The sequence below is a fragment of the Streptomyces sp. NPDC060064 genome (assembly GCF_042736455.1).
Taxonomy (GTDB): Bacteria; Actinomycetota; Actinomycetes; order Streptomycetales; family Streptomycetaceae; genus Streptomyces.
In genome coordinates, this window is record NZ_JBHWWF010000005.1 from 148,130 (window position 1) to 168,416 (window position 20,287).

General features: G+C 68.7%; 19 protein-coding genes and 2 pseudogenes. 11 read left to right on the plus strand and 10 right to left on the minus strand.

Going from position 1 to position 20,287, the window contains the following annotated elements; translation table 11 throughout:
* Positions 1 to 77 precede the first annotated feature (77 nt).
* A complete protein-coding gene (locus ACFWDI_RS08715; protein WP_385302198.1) occupies positions 78 to 371 on the plus strand; it encodes a hypothetical protein in 294 nt (97 codons plus the stop codon).
* 409 nt (positions 372 to 780) lie between these two features.
* Here ACFWDI_RS08715 and ACFWDI_RS08720 read toward each other — a convergent pair whose 3' ends face one another.
* Positions 781 to 1,440: a cysteine hydrolase family protein gene (locus tag ACFWDI_RS08720; protein WP_385302200.1), complete on the minus strand. Its 660-nt coding sequence runs from the start codon at positions 1,438 to 1,440 to the stop codon at positions 781 to 783.
* 55 nt (positions 1,441 to 1,495) lie between these two features.
* Between ACFWDI_RS08720 and ACFWDI_RS08725 the strand changes: the two genes are divergently transcribed.
* The 7 genes and pseudogenes from ACFWDI_RS08725 (at position 1,496) to ACFWDI_RS08755 (ending at position 5,450) form a co-directional block, all read left to right on the plus strand.
* Positions 1,496 to 2,008 carry a PadR family transcriptional regulator gene (locus tag ACFWDI_RS08725; RefSeq protein ID WP_385302201.1) on the plus strand — a complete coding sequence of 171 codons (513 nt, stop codon included), beginning with the start codon at positions 1,496 to 1,498 and terminating at the stop codon, positions 2,006 to 2,008.
* Positions 2,009 to 2,069: 61 nt separating this feature from the next.
* Positions 2,070 to 2,613 (plus strand): annotated as a pseudogene (locus ACFWDI_RS08730) (IS630 family transposase); the annotation flags it as partial.
* A gap of 163 nt (positions 2,614 to 2,776) precedes the next feature.
* The gene (locus ACFWDI_RS08735; protein ID WP_385302203.1) at positions 2,777 to 3,157 is read left to right on the plus strand and encodes a hypothetical protein; all 381 of its coding nucleotides are present in this window, start codon (positions 2,777 to 2,779) and stop codon (positions 3,155 to 3,157) included.
* A 7-nt stretch (positions 3,158 to 3,164) separates the two neighbouring features.
* Positions 3,165 to 3,701, plus strand: coding sequence for a hypothetical protein (locus ACFWDI_RS08740; protein ID WP_385302204.1), 537 nt, complete (start codon positions 3,165 to 3,167; stop codon positions 3,699 to 3,701).
* The gene (locus ACFWDI_RS08745; protein WP_385302206.1) at positions 3,698 to 4,069 is read left to right on the plus strand and encodes a peptidase inhibitor family I36 protein; all 372 of its coding nucleotides are present in this window, start codon (positions 3,698 to 3,700) and stop codon (positions 4,067 to 4,069) included. Before ACFWDI_RS08740 ends, ACFWDI_RS08745 begins: the two co-directional genes overlap by 4 nt.
* A 192-nt stretch (positions 4,070 to 4,261) precedes the next feature.
* Positions 4,262 to 4,672, plus strand: a complete 411-nt coding sequence (locus tag ACFWDI_RS08750) for a PPOX class F420-dependent oxidoreductase (protein WP_385302207.1) — start codon at positions 4,262 to 4,264, stop codon at positions 4,670 to 4,672.
* A gap of 217 nt (positions 4,673 to 4,889) precedes the next feature.
* Positions 4,890 to 5,450 carry a GNAT family N-acetyltransferase gene (locus ACFWDI_RS08755; RefSeq protein WP_385302209.1) on the plus strand — a complete coding sequence of 187 codons (561 nt, stop codon included), beginning with the start codon at positions 4,890 to 4,892 and terminating at the stop codon, positions 5,448 to 5,450.
* A gap of 116 nt (positions 5,451 to 5,566) precedes the next feature.
* Here ACFWDI_RS08755 and ACFWDI_RS08760 read toward each other — a convergent pair whose 3' ends face one another.
* From ACFWDI_RS08760 to ACFWDI_RS08785, 6 genes are all read right to left on the minus strand, one after another.
* Positions 5,567 to 6,160 carry a serine hydrolase gene (locus tag ACFWDI_RS08760; protein ID WP_385302211.1) on the minus strand — a complete coding sequence of 198 codons (594 nt, stop codon included), beginning with the start codon at positions 6,158 to 6,160 and terminating at the stop codon, positions 5,567 to 5,569.
* 720 nt (positions 6,161 to 6,880) lie between these two features.
* On the minus strand, positions 6,881 to 8,413 hold the full coding sequence (locus tag ACFWDI_RS08765) for a SpoIIE family protein phosphatase (RefSeq protein ID WP_385302213.1): 1,533 nt from the start codon (positions 8,411 to 8,413) through the stop codon (positions 6,881 to 6,883).
* Between the two features lie 709 nt (positions 8,414 to 9,122).
* A complete protein-coding gene (locus ACFWDI_RS08770; protein WP_385302215.1) occupies positions 9,123 to 10,271 on the minus strand; it encodes an XdhC family protein in 1,149 nt (382 codons plus the stop codon).
* A complete protein-coding gene (locus ACFWDI_RS08775) occupies positions 10,264 to 12,423 on the minus strand; it encodes a xanthine dehydrogenase family protein molybdopterin-binding subunit (RefSeq protein WP_385302217.1) in 2,160 nt (719 codons plus the stop codon). The genes ACFWDI_RS08770 and ACFWDI_RS08775 overlap by 8 nt, the downstream gene beginning before the upstream one ends.
* Positions 12,420 to 13,412, minus strand: coding sequence for an FAD binding domain-containing protein (locus ACFWDI_RS08780; protein ID WP_385302218.1), 993 nt, complete (start codon positions 13,410 to 13,412; stop codon positions 12,420 to 12,422). Before ACFWDI_RS08780 ends, ACFWDI_RS08775 begins: the two co-directional genes overlap by 4 nt.
* Positions 13,409 to 13,960 carry a 2Fe-2S iron-sulfur cluster-binding protein gene (locus ACFWDI_RS08785; protein ID WP_385302450.1) on the minus strand — a complete coding sequence of 184 codons (552 nt, stop codon included), beginning with the start codon at positions 13,958 to 13,960 and terminating at the stop codon, positions 13,409 to 13,411. Before ACFWDI_RS08785 ends, ACFWDI_RS08780 begins: the two co-directional genes overlap by 4 nt.
* A gap of 211 nt (positions 13,961 to 14,171) precedes the next feature.
* Here ACFWDI_RS08785 and ACFWDI_RS08790 point away from each other — a divergent pair, with 211 nt between their 5' ends.
* Positions 14,172 to 14,840: a TetR/AcrR family transcriptional regulator gene (locus ACFWDI_RS08790; protein ID WP_385302219.1), complete on the plus strand. Its 669-nt coding sequence runs from the start codon at positions 14,172 to 14,174 to the stop codon at positions 14,838 to 14,840.
* Between the two features lie 241 nt (positions 14,841 to 15,081).
* Positions 15,082 to 16,062: an alpha/beta fold hydrolase gene (locus tag ACFWDI_RS08795; protein WP_385302221.1), complete on the plus strand. Its 981-nt coding sequence runs from the start codon at positions 15,082 to 15,084 to the stop codon at positions 16,060 to 16,062.
* A 295-nt stretch (positions 16,063 to 16,357) separates the two neighbouring features.
* Here the strand turns inward: ACFWDI_RS08795 and ACFWDI_RS08800 are convergent, their stop codons facing one another.
* Positions 16,358 to 16,933 (minus strand): hypothetical protein, encoded by a 576-nt coding sequence (locus tag ACFWDI_RS08800; RefSeq protein WP_385302223.1) that lies wholly within the window; start codon positions 16,931 to 16,933, stop codon positions 16,358 to 16,360.
* 614 nt (positions 16,934 to 17,547) lie between these two features.
* Here ACFWDI_RS08800 and ACFWDI_RS08805 point away from each other — a divergent pair.
* Entirely contained in the window at positions 17,548 to 18,558 is a 1,011-nt protein-coding gene (locus ACFWDI_RS08805) for a serine/threonine-protein kinase (RefSeq protein WP_385302226.1), read from the plus strand.
* Positions 18,559 to 18,751: 193 nt separating this feature from the next.
* Here ACFWDI_RS08805 and ACFWDI_RS08810 read toward each other — a convergent pair whose 3' ends face one another.
* A complete protein-coding gene (locus tag ACFWDI_RS08810; protein WP_385302452.1) occupies positions 18,752 to 18,808 on the minus strand; it encodes a hypothetical protein in 57 nt (18 codons plus the stop codon).
* 82 nt (positions 18,809 to 18,890) lie between these two features.
* Positions 18,891 to 20,261 (minus strand): annotated as a pseudogene (locus ACFWDI_RS08815) (alpha/beta hydrolase); the annotation flags it as partial.
* Between the last annotated feature and the right edge of the window lie 26 nt (positions 20,262 to 20,287).

The following is a 20,287-nucleotide window of genomic DNA, read 5'->3' on the forward strand; positions in this document are numbered from 1 at the left end:
CGCAACTCGACAACGCTGGGAACAACATGACCAAGCCTTCTCGCTCCCGTGCCCTCCCCGAACGAGACACATCAGACATGGACGAGCCCATCCCTTCGGCCAGAGCCGCGTGGTCTTCCGTTCGTGAACAGGCCACTGGGCTGACACACCACGAGGCCAAAGCCGCGCTCCGAGCCGTACAGCACTCCCTGGAAGAGAGCTCCGCAGCAGACGAGCAGCGTGAGCGGAGGGAATCCGAGGAAGAGGAATGGCAGCGCATCGTGGAAACCCTGGCGGACCACGACGGGCCCTACGACCCTGCGAGTGACCCGTTCGTTCAAGGCGAGCTGGCCGGCCAACAGGACCGGGAGGCAGCCGACCAGGCTTCGTGAACCGCACGAGGGACTTCCCCGCCGCCGGGCTGCCGTCTGTTCCCGGGGGTGCCGCCGCCACCGCGTCATCGATCGGACCAGGTATATCAGCGGTCTGGACTCGGCGGCCGACCGGCACCACTGGCTGCCTCGGCCAGTCGCCCTGCTCTCCGGCCCGCGTGTTCCTGTCGTTCGCGTGGCACGGCGTGTCGCTGGGACGGCGCGACAAGTGCGGCAGCACCGGCGGGGTTCGCGCGGGGGAGTCTCGGAAGCTTCGCAGCTGGCGTCAGCAACTTGCTGACGGTTCGGGGGTCGTGGAGCTGTGCTGAAGCCTGAGCCGGTGGGCCCATTCAAGTGTGACTCACAGTGCGACTACAACGTGCCTGCAAATGCCCACTAATGCCGTATCAGGCTACGTTTGCCTGGGGCCTCATCCGGAGGCGTTTCCGGTCAACTGGTTCGTGATCTCATCGGCGGTGAGCACCAGTGCGAAGCCTTTGCGTAGTACGGCGAGTTCTGGCTCCTGCCGGGACTCGTCGTCGGTGGCTGTGACGTCGGATCCGAACACGACTTTGTATCCGCGTTCGTATGCCTGTCGGGCTGTGGTGCCGCAGCAGTAGTTGGTGAGCGTTCCCGAGACGATCACTGTGTCGCGGCCGAGGTTTCGCAGCGTTGTGTCGAGCGGGGTGTCGTAGAACGCGCCGTAGGAGGGTTTTCGGATCAGGACCTCGTCGGCGCGGTGGCCCATTTCCTCCCACACCTCGGCGGGGCCCGGCCTGCGCCAGACAGTGTCGGCGTGCGGGAGGTATCGCAGGGCGTGCGGCCGGTCCAGTCCGAGATGCGTGTCGTCGAAGATGGTCCAGATCACCGGGACCGAGACAGCCCGGCATGCCTCAACCAGCCGGCGCAGCCTTGGCGCCATCCGGGTTGCCGCCGGCACCCAGTAGGGGCTCCAACCGGGCCGGGTGAATTCGTCCTGCATGTCGATGACCAGCAGAGCCGAGCACTCGGGCCGCACTTCGAACGATGCCCGGCCGTGCTCGTAGGCGTCACGCGCCCGCGCGGTCACCCATTCCTCGGTATACGTCATCCCCACCCCTTACATCGATTCGAGGTACCTCGTTTCGATGTGCGAGAGTAGCAGCATGCTCGAACTCGCGATCCTGGGATTCCTGGCCGACGGGCCACTGCACGGATACCAACTGCGCCGCCGGATAACGCACTTGTCCGGCCACTCCCGACCGGTCAGCGACGGCAGCCTCTATCCGGCGACCAACCGCCTGGTCAACGCCGGGCTGCTGGACAGGCGGACCGAGCCAGGCGTCTCGGCCGCTCAGCGGCACACCCTGAGCCTGACCGCCGTCGGCCGCACCGAGCTGCTGCGCCGGCTTCGAGAGCCCGACGCACTGGACATCAGCGACAGCACCCGGTACTTCACGATCCTGGCCTTCCTCTCCCAGCTTCCCGACACCGCCGACCAGCACGCGGTGCTGCGCCGACGACTGGAATTCCTGGAACAGCCTGCGAGCTTCTTCCACGATGGCGACCGCCCACTGGGCGCTGACGACACCCACGACCCGTACCGCCGGGGCATGCTCGTCATCGCCCGCGCCACCAGCCGCGCGGAACGGTCCTGGCTACGGAAGACGCTGGCATGATGCCGCCTCAAAAGACCGCCCGGTCTGGCTCCGGACGCTCCCTTTCCGCGATGGTGTGCGGGTGGCAGAGCGAGTGCGTGTCCGTGAGATCGACGATGACGAGGGACAGCGCCTGTTGCGGATCATCCGCAGGGGCACTGGGTCAATGGTGACCTGGAGCCAGGCCCCAGATAGTGCTGCTGTCCGCGCAGGGCATGCCGGTGGCGAAGATCGTCGAGGTGTCGTTCACCAGCGACGACCGGGTCCACGACGTCATTCACCTGGCTGACTTCCTGGTCGCTGAGGGGCTTGTCGACGACATCAGCCATGAGGGCCTGCGCATCCTGCTCCGCGAGGAACGCGTCTCCTTTCAACGCCTCAAGACCTGGAAAACCTCTCGCGATCCGGACTATGCGGCCAAGAAGGCCCGAGTCGAGAACCTCTACGTGGTCGCCGACGGTGAGGTCATACCCGAGGTCGGTGAGCCTGAAGTCATCTTCTGCCTGAACGAGTTCGGCCCGCTCAACCTAATGCCCCACCCGGGCCGGCAGTGGGTCGAACGCGGCGGCAAGCAGAAGAACCTCGACCGTGAACCACGCCGCCGGCGGCGGGCGACCTACAGGCGTTACTCGGCACCGTCGCCGTCGCCGCAGTCCGCCTGCGGCTCACACCATGATCCGCCGTACCGGGCTAAGTCACCCTTACGGGTGGTAAAGCGCATAGACGTGTAAATGGTGGGGAGTGTGACCACGTTCAGATCGATCACCACCACTCGGGGGCCCCACCCGCATGCGTCAACTCGTCACCGCCTCAGCCGCGTTCGCCACTGTCCTCGCCGCCGCTCTTGTGCCTGCTGCCCAGGCTGCGCCGGACGCGCAGGCCGTACCGCCGGGACAGGTGTACTTCTGGCCTGAGCCCAACCAGATGGGTTCGGGAGGAGCCTGGGCCTACACCCCGCCCGGCTACCGCGAGGCCGACCCCCGGGTAATGCGGCACGCCCACTCCTTCGACTCCCATGCCTCCGTCAGCGTTTTCGCGATCAGCTACCCACCCGGAGGCAGCTGCCTCTACCGGGAGATCCGCCCGGACGACTATGACAACAACTGGACCGCCTGGGCGACGAAGTTCGACGGCGTGAGTGACACCACCATGGGGTGTGAGCAGGGCTGATCCGCAGATGAGCTTTCGTACGCCGGTCGCCGGGCTGCTGACTGCCTCCCTGCTGCTGACCGGCTGCCTTCTGACGGGCTGTACGGCCCCGGCGCCCCGCCCCGTTCCGGACGAGGTGATCAAGACCGCCACCCAGCTTCTTACGGACGCTTGCCTCACCCGCCAGGGCCTCACCCCGCCTCGCCCCGGACAGAGCCCGCCCCCGGCTCCCGAGCAACAGCGGGTCGCCGCCGCGCTTTTCGGCGGGGGTCGGGCAGAGCTGTCCATTGCACTGCCCACCGGCTACGTCGTACGCGCACACACCGATGGCTGCCTGGCCGCAGCTCAGCGACGGCTCTACGGCGATCAGCGCGCCTGGTTCAGGGCGTCGGTGATCGTCAACAACCTCAAGCCCGAAGCGGCCCGGACACAGCGCAGCCTCGCCGAGGTCCGCGCCCGGCACCGCGTCGAGATCGCCGACTGGCGGCGGCTGCGCGCACACGCCCTCACCGGAGCCACAGCCCTGCTCGACAACCACCTACCCAAGGGAGACCCGCCATCATGAAACGCTTCACCGTTCTCCTCGCAGCCACCTTGATGTCCGCCGGCGCCGTTCTGGGCACCTCGGCCACCGCCCAGGCAGCGCCCTGCCGCAGTGGCTACTTCTGCGTCTGGACGGACGCGAACTTCGAGGGGCTGAAGATTGAGCACGGCGGCGACGACCACTGGTGGGAGGGCGACATGTTCAAGCACGACTCCTCGTGGGCGAACCACGGCATCTCCGGGCCGAACGTCCCCGACCACGTCAAGGTGTACGAGGGCCGCGAGCTGCTGGGACGTGTAACCCTCTGCCTGGCTCCCGGGCAGGAGGTCGGATACGACTCGGGCGCGAACGACCAGGGCGGCTCGCACACTTGGTCCGTCAGCTGCTGAAGCCCATCCGGTGGATCATGCCGCGGCTGCGGCGACCGACAACAACGCCGCAGATGCACGCGCTGGGAACTGCGGCCCGCGGCATGATCCACCTTGCAAAGCCCTACTGGAACTTGTCCGGCCGATCATGTGACTGCTTCGCTCGGGTGTGTCACCGGCCGCGGAATGGCGGTCATCGGTAGGCTCGGAGAGGTGGCTGAACTTTCCCCAGAGGTACGCAAGCTGCTCACCGGCCGAAACATGGCCCACGTCGCGACGTTGATGCCTGACGGCGCGCCCCACGTCTCGCCGGTGTGGATCGCCGTCGAGGGTGATCGCCTGGCGATCTTCTCCGCGCAGGAGAATGTCAAGCTCAGGAACCTGCGTCGGGACGGCCGGGTGGGAATTTCAGTATGCGACGAACACAACCCGTACCGCAGCGCGGTGATTCGCGGCCGGGTGGCCGCAGAGATTGAGGGCGAGGAGGCGATCGCGATCATGGACCGGATGAGTAATCGCTACGTCGGCAGCGACTTCCCTGTGCGTAGAGCGAGCGTGTCACTCATCGAGCCCGGGCGCGTGGTCTTCCAGGACCTCCCCTTCGAACATCCACCACAGCACTGAAACCGATCCAACGCTGGGCCTTCGTATGGAGGACTCCCGCTGACCCGGTCGTCGGCCGAACACATCGCGCGTCGGGCGCCGTTGGCGTCACGACCTGTCGAGGGCGGCCCGCGGTCAGGGTCGCCCGGCACGTGACGCCGTCCCAGTCGCCCGTGACGACGCCCGTGAGAAGATCCCTTCGCGCCGTGTGTGCTGGTTCCGACCGTGGAAGGCAACGATGTACGCGATATCCCTGGGCGACGACGGGGCCGAGCTGCGCCCACTCGAACCGTGGCAGGCCGAGGAGTTCCTGACCCACGTGGACCGAGGTCGGGAGTTCATCGGGCAGCACAACGCGCTACCCGACGTCGTAACGGACCTGGAGTCGAGCCGGGCGTTCCTCCAGGCGTACGCGGAGAAGGCCGCAGCCGACGCCGGGCGGCTCTACGGCATCTGGACGGACGGCAGGCTGGTCGGCGCGGTCCTCTTCCGGAGGATGGACGTCGAGCAGGGCACCGCCGAGGCGGGCTGCTGGCTGGAGCCGTCGGCGGTGGGCAAGGGGCTGGTGACCGGGGCCGCGCGCGTGCTCATCGATTGGGCCGTCGAGGAGCGGGGCATCCACCGCGTGGAGTGGTGGGTCTCGGCGGCGAACGAGGCCAGCATCGCCGTGGCGGGGCGGCTCGGGATGACGAAAGACGGCGTGCTGCGGGAGAGCTACCTGTACCGGGGGAAGCGGCACGACGAGGAGGTCTGGTCGGTGCTTGCACCGGAGTGGCGGGCGGGCAAGCGGGCGTCTTGAGCTCCTGACGCAAATGTGGGGCGCAGGGGCGTCAAGCTCGTCGAGCGTCGCGAACACCGCCTCATAGGCAACTACTCGTGTCAGTGGGGATGCGGCCTCGGGCGGCAGGGCAGAGGTCAGCGGATGATCGGGGACACAGGAGGGGGAGTGCTGCAAAGGACATGTACGGCTGACTGCGCTGCCTGCTCCACGGCGGAGATGCCCTGGGACATGCTCGGGCTGCCGTGAGAGAGGATCACGAGGTAGAACGTGCTCCCGTGTGCCTTGACCCGCCCCATGCTGTTGATTGCCCAGCGTTGGGATTGGGGGCGCAGCAGCCAGCCGTTCTTGAGTTGCCAACGGCTGCCTGCCGCGGACACCCCCCAGTCCTGGTCGGCGTCGATCTCGCCCATGAGGGACTGGATCAGGTCGCGTGAGGCTCGATTCAGCGGTGAATGGTCGTCAAACACGGCGGACAGCAGGGCCAGCTGGTCTGCCGCGGTGGTCTGGGTGAGGCCCCACTGGGGGCCCGGCCCCGCTTGGGTGGAGGTCAACCCCAGGGTCCTGTTGGCCTCAGTGAGTCCTTGGCCGCCGCCGATACGCTGCCACAGGGCATTGGCGGAGGCGTTGTCGCTGCTCTGGATCATCGAAGCGGCGGTCGATGCCTCCCACCGGGTGAGCGGCCGTCTCTCGTGCTGGGCACGCAGCAGCAGGGTCGCCAGAATATCCACCTTCACCACGCTCGCGGTGACGTGCCCTTGTGGGCCGTACACCGCCCGCCGACCGTTCCTGGGCTCCAGAACAGCGACCGATACCTGAGCGCCGCTCCGCGTTCGGACCGGTTCGAGAGAGCGGGCGAGCACACTGTTCACATCCGTCGGGGCCGGCGCCCGTGTGCCGGGGCTGCTTGGCGGCGCTTTGGCCGGCTTTCCGTTCCCCGACGTCACCGGCGTCTGGTGCTGCGCCGTGGGGCGTCCACCCCGGTCACCGGCTGCGTTCTGACCGGCAGCGAAGCAGCCCGTGAGCAGTATGCCCGCAGCTGAGCATGCCAGCGACCGCTGTATCCGCCCCCGGCCCGCGCAGGCCTCGCCGTGTCTGCCCGGGGCGGGCGGGACAGACTCCTGTTTTATCCCCTGGGACGAACAGGCAGCACCAATCGGATTCATTGGAAACCTCAATCGCACAAGCGGGCGGCAACCAAAACGGAAAACTGCCCATAGTCTTTTCCGGAGTGCGGCGCGCTGCATCCCGGCGCGGTCTCTCCCAAAGGCGCAAAGCGCTCACCGCAGACCTGCACCTGACGACCTCCGGGACGAATCGACGGCCGATTTCTGCCCGGCCCTCTTGGCGGCGCGTTCCTGGGGAATGCACGGGGCTGGAAGGGGACCAGCAACTGTGGAACTTGCCGTACGTGCTGCCGGTCTCGGGGCAGGCACGCTCGCTCGGAGTTCTCAGGCCACGGGCGGGTGTGTGCCGTCGCGGCTGAGTACGGAGGGTAGGACTCGGGCGATGAGCAGCGCGACGTCGTCGTGGTCGCCGGGGTGGCGCAGGGTGTGCAGGAGCAGCTCGCAGGTTGCGTCCAAGGAGCGATGCGGGTCGTCCAGGAGGGCGAGCAGGGTGTCCAGGCATGCGTCGATGGGCTGGTCGCGCCTCTCGACCAGCCCATCGGTGTACAGGACGAGCTGATCGCCCGGATGCAGCGCCAGTGTGGTGGTGCGGAAGTCGACGTCGCCGACGCCCAGCGGGGTTCCGGTGGGCAGCTTGAGCAGTTCGTGCTTTCCGTCAAGGCGGAGGAGAGCTGGGGGCAGGTGGCCGGCGAGGGAGATGCGGCACTGCGCGCTGTGCGGGTCGTAGACGGCGTAGACGCAAGTGGCGATCGTGTCCTGCTCCAGGTCCTCGGTGATGTGGTCGAGTTGCTGGAGGACCTGGGCGGGGTCGAGGTCGAGGCCGGCCAGGGTGCGGGTGGCGGTGCGGAGCTGACCCATGCTGGCGGCGGCGCTGACGCCGCTGCCCATGACATCACCGACAACGAGGGCGGTCTTGTCGCCACCGAGCGCAATGACGTCGAACCAGTCGCCGCCGATCTCGCTGGCCGCCAGGGCCGGCTGGTACCGGGAGGCGACAGCCAGCCCCGGCCGCTGCGGTGGCGAGCGGGGTAGCAGGCTGCGCTGGAGGGTGAGCACGGTGCGGCGTTGTTCCTGGACGGCACGGTGCCGTTCGGTGACGTCCACGCTGGAGGTCACCACCCCCAGCACCTTCCCGTTGGGCGCTTCGAGCCGGTGGAAAGAGATCGACCAAGCATGCTCATTGTCCGGGTCGGCTGGGGTGCGGCCGACTGTGTACTGGTCCACGACCGGGGTGCCAGTAGCCAAAACCGCGCGCATCGTCGCTTCGAAGGACTCGTCCAAGAAGGGAAGCACCTCATGGACGTGCCGGCCCACATGCTCGGCGGCAGGCACGCCGTTCATCCGCTCCTCCGCCGGGTTGACCGAGACGTACCGAAGGTCAGTGTCCAGTACACCCAGTCCGATCGGCGACTGGGACACCAGGCGGGCGGACAATGCCAGGTCCCGTTCGACCTGCCGTAGCGTTGCCTGATCCGCGGCCAGACCCAGGGCGTAATAGTCCCCCTGGTCGTCCAGCAGCCGCATGTTGCGGAACTCCACCAGCCGCCTGCTGCCGTCCTTGTGCCGGACGGGGAAGACTCCGGCCCAGCTGCCGCCACCCTCCATGACCTGGGCGAACAGCTCCAGCACCGCCTCCAGGTGCTCATCGTCGATCAGCAGGCGGCCCGCGAACTCGCCGAGGGCCTCCGCGGCGCTGTAGCCGAACAGGTCCTCCGCCTGCGGGCTCCAGAGATCGATCCTGCCCTCGGCGTCAAGGAGAATGGCCGCCACGCTCAGCACATCGAGGAGGCCACCAGACGCGGTCGGAGCGACGCCCGCCGTGTCGGGACCGCTCCGCAGGGACTCGGCTGCACACATCCCAGGCTCTCCTCACTGCACACGCCGCCACCCAGCGGTGTCAGGGCGCTACCCGAGCCCGCGGCTCGGCTTGCGTGGCCCTGCCTCCCCCCATCGTCTCCGCTAGGGGCTGCTCCCGCAGCTATGGCAGTCGCGAGCCAACCGGCGACTCGGCTGCCCGAGAGGGCCCCGCGTAGCGGCCTCCGGCCGCCGCAGGGTGCTGCGGCCGTCCGAAGCATCGTCGCTACTCTGGCATGGAGTGCTCGCCCACTCAGCTGTGACAAGCTCCTCGAGCGTTGCCGCGATCTCGCAGACCGTCTCGGTCTCCTGGAGGCGCCGCGCCGCCGGGGAGTGTCCGCGGCCGACTGCGTGGCCCTGGCGGACGCCGCCCGGGTGCCGCCGCCGCACACGCCGCCGGAATGCGCTGCATCGCGATCCCGTACGTCGCCGTCAGGCCGAGACGCCCCGGCGCTCGTCACAGCGGGCTGCAACTGCTGCGCGGCGACCAGGACGAGTCACGGCCCAGGCCGCGTGGCCGGCTGGCGGACTCGGCGCCGGGTTGCTGACCGCCCGAGGGGGACGAACTGCCTCTCGGCCGCCCATGATGTGGACGTCAGCGGCCCGAGCAGGGCGAGGCCGACCACGGTTTCTCGGACTCCGCGATGCCTTCGGGCTCCCGGTTGTCCTGCACGGCGACGCCCCGGCCTTCACGCCTTGCAGCCGAGCCGGGTCACGCCGCGGCTCGGGAGCGGGCCTCGCCCTCCTCCCTCCCGTCCACGTCATGGTGAATGGGAGTCCCCGAACCGGTCAGCGGAACCCCCGTCCCGCCCCGGCGCGCCGCGACGATCTCCGCCGCGATGGACAGGGCGGTCTCCTCGGGGGTGCGGGCGCCGAGGTCGAGGCCGATCGGGGAGCGCAGGCGGGCCAACTCGCGGTCGGTGACGCCTACTTCGCGCAGGCGCCGGTTGCGGTCCTCGTGGGTGCGGCGCGAGCCCATCGCGCCGACGAACGCGACCGGCAGCCGCAGGGCCGTCTCCAGCAGAGGAACGTCGAATTTGGCGTCATGGGTGAGCACGCACAGGACGGTTCGTTCGTCGGTCGCGGTGCGCCGGAGGTAGCGGTGCGGCCAGTCGACCACGACGTCGTCGGCCGTGGGGAACCGGACGCGGGTGGCGAAGACCGGCCGGGCGTCGCACACGGTCACGTGGTAGCCGAGGAACTTGCCCGCCCGTACGAGCGCCGTCGCGAAGTCCACGGCGCCAAAGACGATCATCCGGGGCGGCGGCACCCTCGACTCCACGAACAGCGTCACGCCGCCCGGGCAGAGCGACCCGTCCTCCGCGATCTCGACGGTGCCCGTGCGGCCGGTGTCCAGCATCGCGCGGGCCTCCGCCGCCGCCGTCCGATCCAGTTCCGGATGTCCGTCGAGGCTGCCCTCGTACGATCCGTCGGGGTGGACGAGCAGCGCCCTGCCGAGCAGTTCGCCCGGGCCCCGGGCCACCCGGGCGAGTGCCGCTGCCTCTCCTCGGTCCGCGGCCGCCACCCCTGCCTGGAACACCGGCGCGTCCGCGCGCACCGCCGTGACCAGGACTTCGATGACGCCGCCACAGGTGAGTCCCACCGCGAAGGCGTCCTCGTCGCTGTATCCGAACCGTTCGCGCACTGTCCGGCCGTCCTGGAGCGCCTGGACGCAGAGGTCGTACACCGCCCCTTCCACGCAACCGCCGGAGACGGAACCGATGGCGGTGCCGTGACTGTCGACGGCCAGGGCGGCGCCGGGACCGCGCGGCGCGCTGCCGCGGGCGGCCACGACGGTGGCTACGGCGAAGTCCCGGCCCTGATCGAACCAGCGGTTCAACTCCTCGGCGATGTCAAGCACTCCGGGCTCCCTCCGCCGCCCGACGCCGGGCTTCGTCCGCTGCCCGCAGGACGCGGTCCGGACGGATCGGCAGGTCCCGGTGGCGTACTCCGGTCGCGTGCCACACCGCGTTGGCGATCGCGGCGGCGACGCCCACGACGCCTATCTCGCCGATGCCCTTGATACCGACCGGGTCGTCCGGGAGGGGGTCGTCCACCCAGTCCGCCTCGATCGGCGGCACGTCGGCGTGCGCGGCGAAGTGGTAGCCGGCGAGGTCGGCGCCGACGTGGCCGCCGGAGGCCTGGTCCCTGATCGCCTCCTCGTGCAGGGCCATGGACAGCCCCCAGGTCATTCCGCCGATGAGCTGGCTGCGGGCGGTGAGCGGGTTGACGATGGTGCCCGCGGCGTAGATGCCGAGCAGCCGTCGCGCGCGCACCTCACCGGTGGTGATGTCCACCGCGACTTCGGCGAAGTGTGCCCCGAAGGAGTGCCGTTCCTTCTCCGCGAGGGCGCCGATGGCCTCGGCGGTGTTCGACCGGGCGGTGATCCCCTCCGGGGGAATGCTGCCTCCGAGGGCCAGTCGCTCCCGCAGTTCCTCCGCCGCGACCCTCACTGCCCATGCCCAGGAGCGCGTGCCCGTCGAGCCGCCGGCGATCATCGCCGGGCCGAGGTCGCTGTCCGCGATGTGCAGACGGATGCGGTCCGGATCCACCGCCAGCGCGTCCGCGGCGATCAAGGTGATCGCGGTCCGTGCCCCGGTCCCGATGTCCGTCGCGTTGATCCGCACGGTGAAGGTTCGGTCCGGCTCCGCGGTCACGGCGGCAGTGGACGGGCCGACTCCCGAGGGGTAGGTGGCCGCCGCCGTGCCGGTCCCGAGCAGCCAGCGCCCCTCACGGCGCAGGCCGGGCCGCGGGTCGCGGTCCGCCCAGCCGAAGCGGCGGGCGCCCTCCTCGAAGCAGGCCAGCACATTGCGGCTGCTGAACGGCAGCCCGGACACGGGACCCGTCTCGGGTTCGTTGCGCGCGCGCAACTCGATCGGGTCGATGCCGCACTTCTCGGCCAGTTCGTCGAGGGCGGATTCGAGGGCGAAGGACCCCGGTGCCTCACCCGGTGCGCGCATCCAGGTCGGGGTCGGCACGTCGAGCCGTACGAGCCGGTGAAGGGTGTGATGCGCGTCGGCGTCGTACATCACGCGCCCCATCACGGCGCTCGTCTCGATGAACTCGTGCACGGTCGAGGTCACACTCTGCGCCTGGTGGTCGAACGCGCGCAGCCGCCCGTCCGCGTCGGCGCCGAGCCTGATCCGCTGCACCGTGGGGCTGCGGTAACCGACGAGGGAGAACATCTGGCGGCGGGTCAGTACGACGCGTACCGGGCGATGGAGGACGGTCGTGGCCATCACGGCGGCCACTTGGTGGGGGCTCAGGCCCTTTGATCCGAAGCCGCCGCCGACGTGCTCGGCCCGTACCCGTACGGAAGCCGGATCGAGTGAGAAGAGCGACGCCAGTTCGCCCGCCACCCAGGTGCTGCCCTGGTTGGAGTCGACGACGTCGAGCCGGCCACCGTCCCAGCGAGCGGTCGCCGCATGCGGCTCCATCGCGTTGTGGTGTTCCTCCGGTGTGGTGTACTCCTCGTCCACGACGACTGCGGAAGCGCCGAGTTGGGCCTCTACGTCCCCCTTCTCCGTCACGGCCTGGACCATCGGGGTGTTCTCCGGTGTGTACGCACCGGAATGTCCCGGGAAGAACGCGACGTCGTGCGGCTCCTGGTCGTATCGAACCACCAGCGCCTCGGCGGCCTCCCTGGCCTGCTCGGACGTCTCGGCCACGACCAGCGCAACCGGCCAGCCCACGAAGGGCACGCGGTCGTGCTGGAAGATCCCGACGATCGGGTTCGGCCGCCCCAGCATGCCGACATAGTCGGTGTCGACGCGCGGCGCGTTCCCGTGATGCAGCACGGTGAGGACGCCGGGCATGGCCAGGACGGCGGCGTCCGCCACGGAGCGGATACGGCCACGGGCCACGGTCGACAACACCAGCCAGCCGTGGGCGAGTTCGGCGAAGGAGATCTCTCCGGCGTAGCGGGCCGCCCCGGTGACCTTGTCCCGGCCCTCCACCCGGGCGTGGGCGGAGCCGACGGCTCCCGTCACGGCGGCGATTTTGGTCGTCGTCATCGGGTTGCCTCCTCGGTGAGTTCGGTCAGCACGGCCACGACGAGGTTGCGTATCAGCGTCACCTTGTATCCGTTCTCGGGAAGCGCCTCCGCGGCCGCCAGTTCGGCATCCGCCGCGGCGGCGAACGCCTCCGCGCTCGCCGGGCCGCCGATCAGCACCCGCTCGGCCGCACGGGCCCGCCACGGCCGGGACGCGACCGCCCCGAACGCGAGGCGCACTTCGCGTACGACATCGTCCTGGACGTCGAGCGCGGCGGCGATCGAGCCGATCGCGAACGCGTACGAGGCGCGCTCGCGCACCTTCCGGTACCGAGAGTGGGCGGCGACCGGGGCAGGCGGCAGCGTGACGCCGGTGACCAGCGCGCCGGGCGGAAGGGCAGTCTCGCTGTGCGGGGTGTCGCCTACGGGCAGATAGAACTGGGCAATCGGCAACTCGCCCGGCCCGTCCACCGTTTCGTACGAGATGACGGCGTCGAAGGCGTCGAGCGCGACCGCCATGTCCGAGGGATGGGTGGCGACGCAGTGCTCGGAGGCACCGAGGATCGCGTGGTTGTGGTGCTCGCCCGTGACGGCGGGGCAACCGCTGCCGGGGACACGCTTGTTGCACGGTTTGCTCAGGTCGGTGAAGTAGCCGCAGCGGGTCCGCTGGAGCAGATTCCCGCCGACCGTGGCCATGTTGCGCAGCTGTCCCGAGGCTCCGGCCAGGACGGCCTGCGTCAACGCCGGGTAGCGACGCCGTACTTCGGGGTGGGCCGCGAGATCGCTGTTGGTGACGGTCGCGCCGATGCGCAGCCCACCGTCCTGAGTGAACTCCACTCCGTCGAGAGGAAGTTCGGTCACGTCGATGAGCAGCGCGGGCCTTTCCACACCGGCCTTCATCAGGTCGACGAGGTTGGTGCCGCCGCCGAGGAAGCGGGCGTCGGGGTCGGCGCCGAGCAGGGAGACCGCTCCGGAGATGTCGAAGGCGCGTTCGTAGCCGAATTCCCTCATGCTGCCGCCTCCTTGGCCTCGGCCGCCTCTGCCGCCCGCGCGACCGCCTGCACGATCGACACATAGGCGCCACAGCGGCACAGGTTGCCGCTCATCCGCTCGCGGATCTCTTCGGCGGTGAGCGCAGGCACTCCCGCTTCGGGCCGGACATCGTCGGTCACGGCGCTCGGCCAGCCCGCCGCGTGTTCCTCGATCACGGCGATGGCCGAACAGATCTGCCCCGGTGTGCAGTAACCGCACTGATAGCCGTCGAGGTCGAGAAAGGCCTGCTGCACCGGATGCAGCCGCTCACCATCGGCCACGCCTTCGATGGTGGTGATCGCGTGCCCCTCGGCCGCGACCGCGAGCTGAAGGCAGGAAACGGCGCGGCGCCCGTCGATCAGCACCGTACAGGCGCCGCATTGGCCCTGGTCACAGCCCTTCTTGGTGCCGGTCAGATCGAGATGCTCGCGCAGGGCGTCGAGCAGGGTGGTGCGATGGTCGACGGGCAGCGTGTACTTCTCGCCATTGATGTTCAGGGTGATGGCGCTGGACGTCGATGGGGCCATGATCAGCCTTCTTTCGCATTGCTGATGCGCGTCGAACGAGACGATCCCGGCAGAGAGTCCGGGAGGGCGAGGGCGATGCGGGTGAATGAACCAGTGACGGGGGCGCCGGTCGGTCACGCTGTCCGGACCTGCCGCTATGGTGGACCTAAACGGACAGCTGTCCGTTAGTCATTGAACTTAGCGGACAGCTGTCCGGTTAGCAAGGCCGGGCATGGCTGTGATTCCGGAAGGAGGACGAGTGCAGGAAGACAAGAGCGCGACTCTGCGCTCGGACGCGCAACGGAATCGCGAGCGCATCCTGGAAGTCGCGCTGGCAGAGCTGACGCGGGCTGCGGACGCCCCACTGAGCGCGATCGCGAAGAAGGCGGGCGTCGGGCAGGGGACGTTCTACCGCAACTTCCCCAACCGCGAGGCCCTCGTCCTGGAGGTCTACCGCTACGAGATGCAGCAGGTCGCCGACACCGCTGCCCAACTGCTCCAGACCCGCGCACCTGACCAGGCCCTGAGGGAGTGGATGGACCGCCTGGCCCAGTACGCCATGGCCAAGGCCGGCCTGGCCGACGCGCTGCGCAAGACCACCAGCTCGCACGGCAGCCTGGCTCAGCTGGGTCACGGCCCGGTGACCCAGGCGGTCACGCTCCTGCTGAACGCGAACGAGGAGGCCGGCACCATCCGCCCGGGGCTGACCCCCGACGACTTCGTGCTCGCCATTGCCGGGCTCTGGCAGATCGACCCGCACAGCGACTGGCAGCCGCGTGCGACGCGTCTGCTGGACCTCGTGATGGACGGGCTGCGGGCGGGGGCGTCCAGAGCGGGCGGTCCCGCGACGGATGAGTCTGAGGCGGACGAGGCGGAGGGGCCGGGCGACGGACGGACCTGAGCCAGGCGGACCTGGGCGGCCCGGATGGACCCGGGCCGGACGCATCCGTCCGGCCGTCGTGCCTTTGCCGCGGGCAGGAACGTCGGAACGCATGTGACAGGACCGTCCAGAGCCGTGTTGCTGAAGCGGCAAGAAGACTCGCTGTGCCCGCACCGTTCGCCACATGATCGGTATTGAAGCGCTGAACGGCGGGCCGGCACGGGCTCGGCGCGCATGGCGGATCGAGAGCCCCGGAGGATTCATGCCACAGCAAGCCACGGACGTCACTCACCGCTTGGTCTCCTCGCCCACGGGCCGGATCCACCTGGTGGAACAGGGCACCGGGCCGCTGGTGCTGCTCGTGCACGGCTTCCCGGAATCTTGGTACTCCTGGCGCCACCAGCTGCCTGAGCTGGCCGCAGCGGGGTACCGCGCGGTCGCCATCGATGTCCGCGGCTACGGCCGTTCCTCCAAGCCCGGCGACACAGACGCGTACCGGATGCTCAACCTGGTGGAGGACAACGCCGCAGTCGTGCACGCCCTGGGCGAACAGTCCGCAGTGATCGTCGGCCACGACTGGGGGGCGACCATCGCCGCCAACTCCGCCCTGGCCAGACCGGACATCTTCCGCGCGGTAGGGCTGCTCAGTGTTCCGTACATCCCGCGCGGCGGACCGAGGCCCAGCGAGGTCTTCGCGCAGATGGGCGGGGACGAGGAGTTCTACGTGTCCTACTTCCAGGAGCCCGGTCGGGCCGAGGGCGAGATCGAGCCCGACGTCCGCGGCTGGCTCGCGGGCTTCTACGCCGCCCTGTCCGCCGACACCATGCCCGCCCCTGACGCACCCGGCCCGCACTTCGTCAGTCGGGGCGGGACGCTGCGCGACCGGTTCCCCGTCGGCCGGCGGCCTGCCTGGCTCAGCGAGGACGACCTTGATGTCTACGCCGGGGAGTTCGAGCGAACCGGCATGAGCGGCGCACTCAACCGCTACCGGAACATGGACCGGGACTGGGAAGACCTCGCCGACTTCGACGGCGCGCCCATCACCCAGCCGTCCCTGTTCATCGGCGGCAGTTTGGACGCCTCCACCACCTGGCTGGCCGACGCGATCAAGGCGTACCCCGTCACGCTGCCCGGCCTGGTCTCCTCCCACATCCTCGACGGCTGCGGCCACTGGATCCAGCAAGAGCGCCCCGCCGAGATCAACCGGCTCCTGACCGACTGGCTGACCTCTCTACCCGCCTGAACCGTTCCTGGGAGCCTGGATACGTTTCCGGGCTCCCAGGCCCGATGCGCAGCGTCTGCCTCCTACAAGCCGCCTGCACCGGCCGCCCCGTCACAACAACAGGACTCGTCTCCTCAAGAGTTGGAAGCCTGTGCTGCCGAGCGTCTGGCGCTCGGCAGCTTGCTGCGGTTGGTCACCGATGCCGGCTCCGACGGCGATCTTCTCCGCCTCTCCCGTGCTTACCACGCCCTGCTCGGATCCGGGCTGCCAGGCCGCACCAGCGGTGCGGCCTGGCAGCCTTTGGCCTTGCGCGGGGTTACCAGGTGTGCGCGACGTCCACGATCAGCTGGTCGCCGGACTGGAGCACCCGGAACGGCAGCTTGGCGCGAACGCCCAGGCCGACCTGGGTCTGCCCCTCGAAGCTCGCCCCGAACTTGGTGTCCTTGAACGTCTTGTATCCGGTGATGTTCACACCCGGCAGCGGCTGCCCGGCCTTCCCGGCGTAGGTCTGCCTACCGGTCGCCGGGTCGTAGCTCGGCGCGGACACATATACCTGCAGGATGGCGCCGCCGTTGACCGGTATCTGCTCACCAGAGCCGTCCTGGTGGAACTTGTCGACATAACCGACGTGGTAGCCGAGCTTGCCTGTCGCACCACTGATGTCGAAGACCATGCGGTCGTAGCATGTGTTCTGGCTGGTCTTGATGTTCTTCAGCGGCCTGGAGTCCGAGTCTGTGGCCGACTTGCCGCTGCTGCCCCAGGCGGTCGAGCAGGCGGTGGCCGAGGCGGCCTTCCCCACCTGGCCGGTCGCGGCGCCGGCCACCCCGGCCGTGGCCACCAGCCCGGCGCCTGCCAGCGCGAGCGCAGCGGCCGCTGTCGTCAACCTTCGCATGCCTACCTCCAACTAAGAGCTGAGTACAAGTACTTGCGGTAGGACGGCCGGGCTTGTGGCGGCGTTGCGTGTCGGTCGGCTTTTCGCCAACGATGGGGCGAAGCTGTCTCGAAGGCAGCGGTATTGATCACCAGGTACCTTCGGCGGAGCCGCGCGAGGTACTCAAGCGCGACGACTCCGGGCAGCAAGGTCGTGTCGGTGAACGGCTGGGAGACCACGGTGCGGTGGATCCAGCCCACTTCCGCCCACCCCTCGGGCAGGCGTACCTGGACGCGGGTCGGCCCGTAGGTGGCCCGTCGGCGGCCGGGCTGGTCTTTTGGCAGAAGGGTGTCCGGGGTGTGGTGGGCGACCGGCCTTGAGATCGGGGTCGATCCTAATCAAGCAGTTGTGTGGATCACTGGATAGAATTCGGGTATGGGTGAGCGGCCTGTCGGTTCGGCTGCGCCGGGGCTTGTCTTCGAGGCCGGTTCCGGTTCCGTGGTGATGGGTCCGAGCCGACACCGCGGGGTGGGCGTGTGGGGTGTCGGGCTGGGCAGGGGCGTCTGCTTCGGTGACCCAGCTGGTGGTCCGTGTGTCTGTCGCGCGGCTGTCGCACGGTTGGGTGATGGCGTGTAATGGGTGCGGCGTCGGATGGGGCGGGTCTGTATTCGGGTCGGGCTTCGGGTCTGATCGGGGCGCAGATTGCGGGTTACCGGGTGGAGCGTGAGATCGGTCGCGGGGGAATGGCCGTTGTGTACCGTGCCAGGGATTTGCGTCTGGACCGCACGGTTGCGCTGAAGCTGCTTGCCCCGGAGCTGGCCCGCAATGACACCTTCCGTCGCCGTTTCACACACGAGTCACGTGTGGCTGCTGCGATCGACCATCCTCATATTGTGCCGATCTTTGAGGCCGGCGAGATGGATGGTGTCTTGTATATCGCCATGCGTTATGTCTCGGGGCTGGATCTGCGGGCTTTGCTCGACCGGGACGGTCCGTTGCCGGTTGCGACTGCGCTGCGTATCGCCGCTCAGGTGGCGTCGGCACTTGATGCGGCCCATGAGCATGATTTGGTGCACCGGGATGTCAAGCCCGGCAATATTCTGGTTGCCGGGGGCACCGACAGTGATCACCCTGAGCATGTCTATCTCACGGATTTCGGGCTGACGAAGAAGTCGTTGTCGCTGACCGGGTTCACTGAGGTGGGCGAGTTCGTCGGCACGCTCGACTATGTGGCACCGGAGCAGATTTCAGGACGCCCGGTGGATGGCAGGTGCGATCTTTATAGCCTTGCCTGCGTTGTCTACGAAACCCTCGCGGGTGGGCCGCCTTTCCAGCGGGATGAGGACATGGCGCTGCTGTGGGCGCATCAGTACGATCAGCCACCTGCCCTGAGCGAGAAACGGCCGGGGATCCCGTCGGCGATGGACGACGTTCTGGCAAAGGCCCTGGCGAAGACTCCCGAGGACCGGTACGGCTCATGCCTGGAGTTCGTGGCGGCTCTGCGTGCCACTGCGAGCGGCGTCGGCAAGGGTGCGCATCCGCCGACACAGGTGGACCCCAGGGTTGTCGAAGCCGTGCAGCACCCCGGGCCGGCCCCGGATCCGCCTGTCTGGGCGCGGCCGGTCTTCGGCCGTCCGCCCGGTTAGGTTCTGTCCGGCGGAGCATGCTGGGTCTCGTCGTGTTGCCCTGCCTGTATGCACTTCTCGGCAGCCGGCCTGTCGCGAGTGAGCCCAGACCATTGAGTCGATGCCCGGGCATGGGACCGGTCCTTGGCGCGGGGTGCGGAGTGTGGGAACGCGGTCTTGCCCTGGGCCCGGAGTGTGTGGTGTCGGGCCGTTGTTATGAGCAGGTGGTGTTGGGTGCCGGGACTTTGCCTTCCAGCAGGTAGCGATCCACGGCCTTCTTCAGGCAACTGTTTGCCGCTGTCGTAGCCGCCGTGGCCCTGGCCGGTAAGGGTGATTTCGACGCCCACGCCGTCGCCCAGCTCCTGTGCCATCTTGTGTGCTCCCTCGTAGGGGGTGGCCGGGTCGCCGGTGTTGCCGATGACGAGGATCGGCGCCGAGCCCTTGGCGCTGACTTGTGGTTTGTCGGTCTTGCCGGTGACCGGCCAGCCGGTGCAGCTGGTGATGCTCCCGGCCATGGCCTCGCCGAAGAAGGGCAAGGCTTTGCGGAACTGCGGCAGATTTGCCTGCACGTCGCCGTCTGTGTAGCGCTGCTTCTGGTCCGCGCAGCTGATGGCGATGCTCGCGTTGTCGGCGTTGGTGTAGCGGCCCTGTTCGTCGCGGCCGTTGTAGGCGTCGGCGAGCGCCAGCAGCTCGTTGCCCTGGCCGAGGACCAGCGCCTCGTCCAGCGCGGTCGTCAGCGTGGGCCAGTACGCCGTGGAGTAGAGCGCTGACATGATGCCGGTGAACGCCAGGTCCGAGGTGAGCTTGCGGCCGTCCTGGGTGGGCAGCGGCCGCTTGTCGATCTTCTTCAGCAGGGCGGCGAGCTTCTGATTGCCCTCGTCCCCGCCCTTGCCGGTGGGACATGTGGTGCCCTTGGTGGCGGCGCAGTCCTTCATGTAGTTGTTCAGCGCGAGCTGGAAGCCCTTCGCTTGGCCGAGGGTTTCCTGCAGCGGGTCCTGGGGCGGGTCGACCACGGCGTCCAGGACTGAACGGCCCACGTTCTTGGGGAAGAGGTGGGCGTACACGCCGCCCAGCTCGGTGCCGTACGACATGCCGAAGTAGTACAGCTTCTTGTCGCCGAGGACCTCACGCATGAGGTCCATGTCACGCGCGGCGCTCACGGTGTCTACGTGCGAAAGGACCTTGCCGGAGTTCCGCTCGCAGCCCTGGATGTACTTCTTGCCGAAATCGGCCGCGTCCTTCAGCCTGGTGGCGTCGTTTGGCGAGCCGTCACCCGCGTAGTAGGCGTCGATCTCCTTGTCGCTGAGGCATGTCACGCCCGAGCTCTCGCCGACGCCGCGCGGGTCGAAGCTGACCAGGTCATAGCGCGAGTTCAGCGTCTGGAACTCCTTGCCGAGGCTGGGGAGTATGGAGACGCCGGAGGCGCCGGGGCCGCCGAAGTTGAATAGCAGCGAGCCGATGCGCTGGTCCTGGTCCTTGGCCTTGGCGCGGATCAGAGCGACGTTGATCGTCTCGCCGTCCGGCTTGGCGTAGTCCAGCGGCGCCTTGAGGGTGGCGCACTGCCACGCGCCGCCTGGGGCCTCGTTTGTGCCCTGTGCCGGGGTCGGTGCGGCGCACGTGTGCCATCTGAGCTTCTGTGCGGTCAGCGGACCTGGCGGTTTGCTCGTGGCCGGGGCGGAACGCGTACAGGTTCGTGCCCCACCGCAGGCGCGGTGGGGCACCACACCAGCGCGTCACAAACCATTGTTAG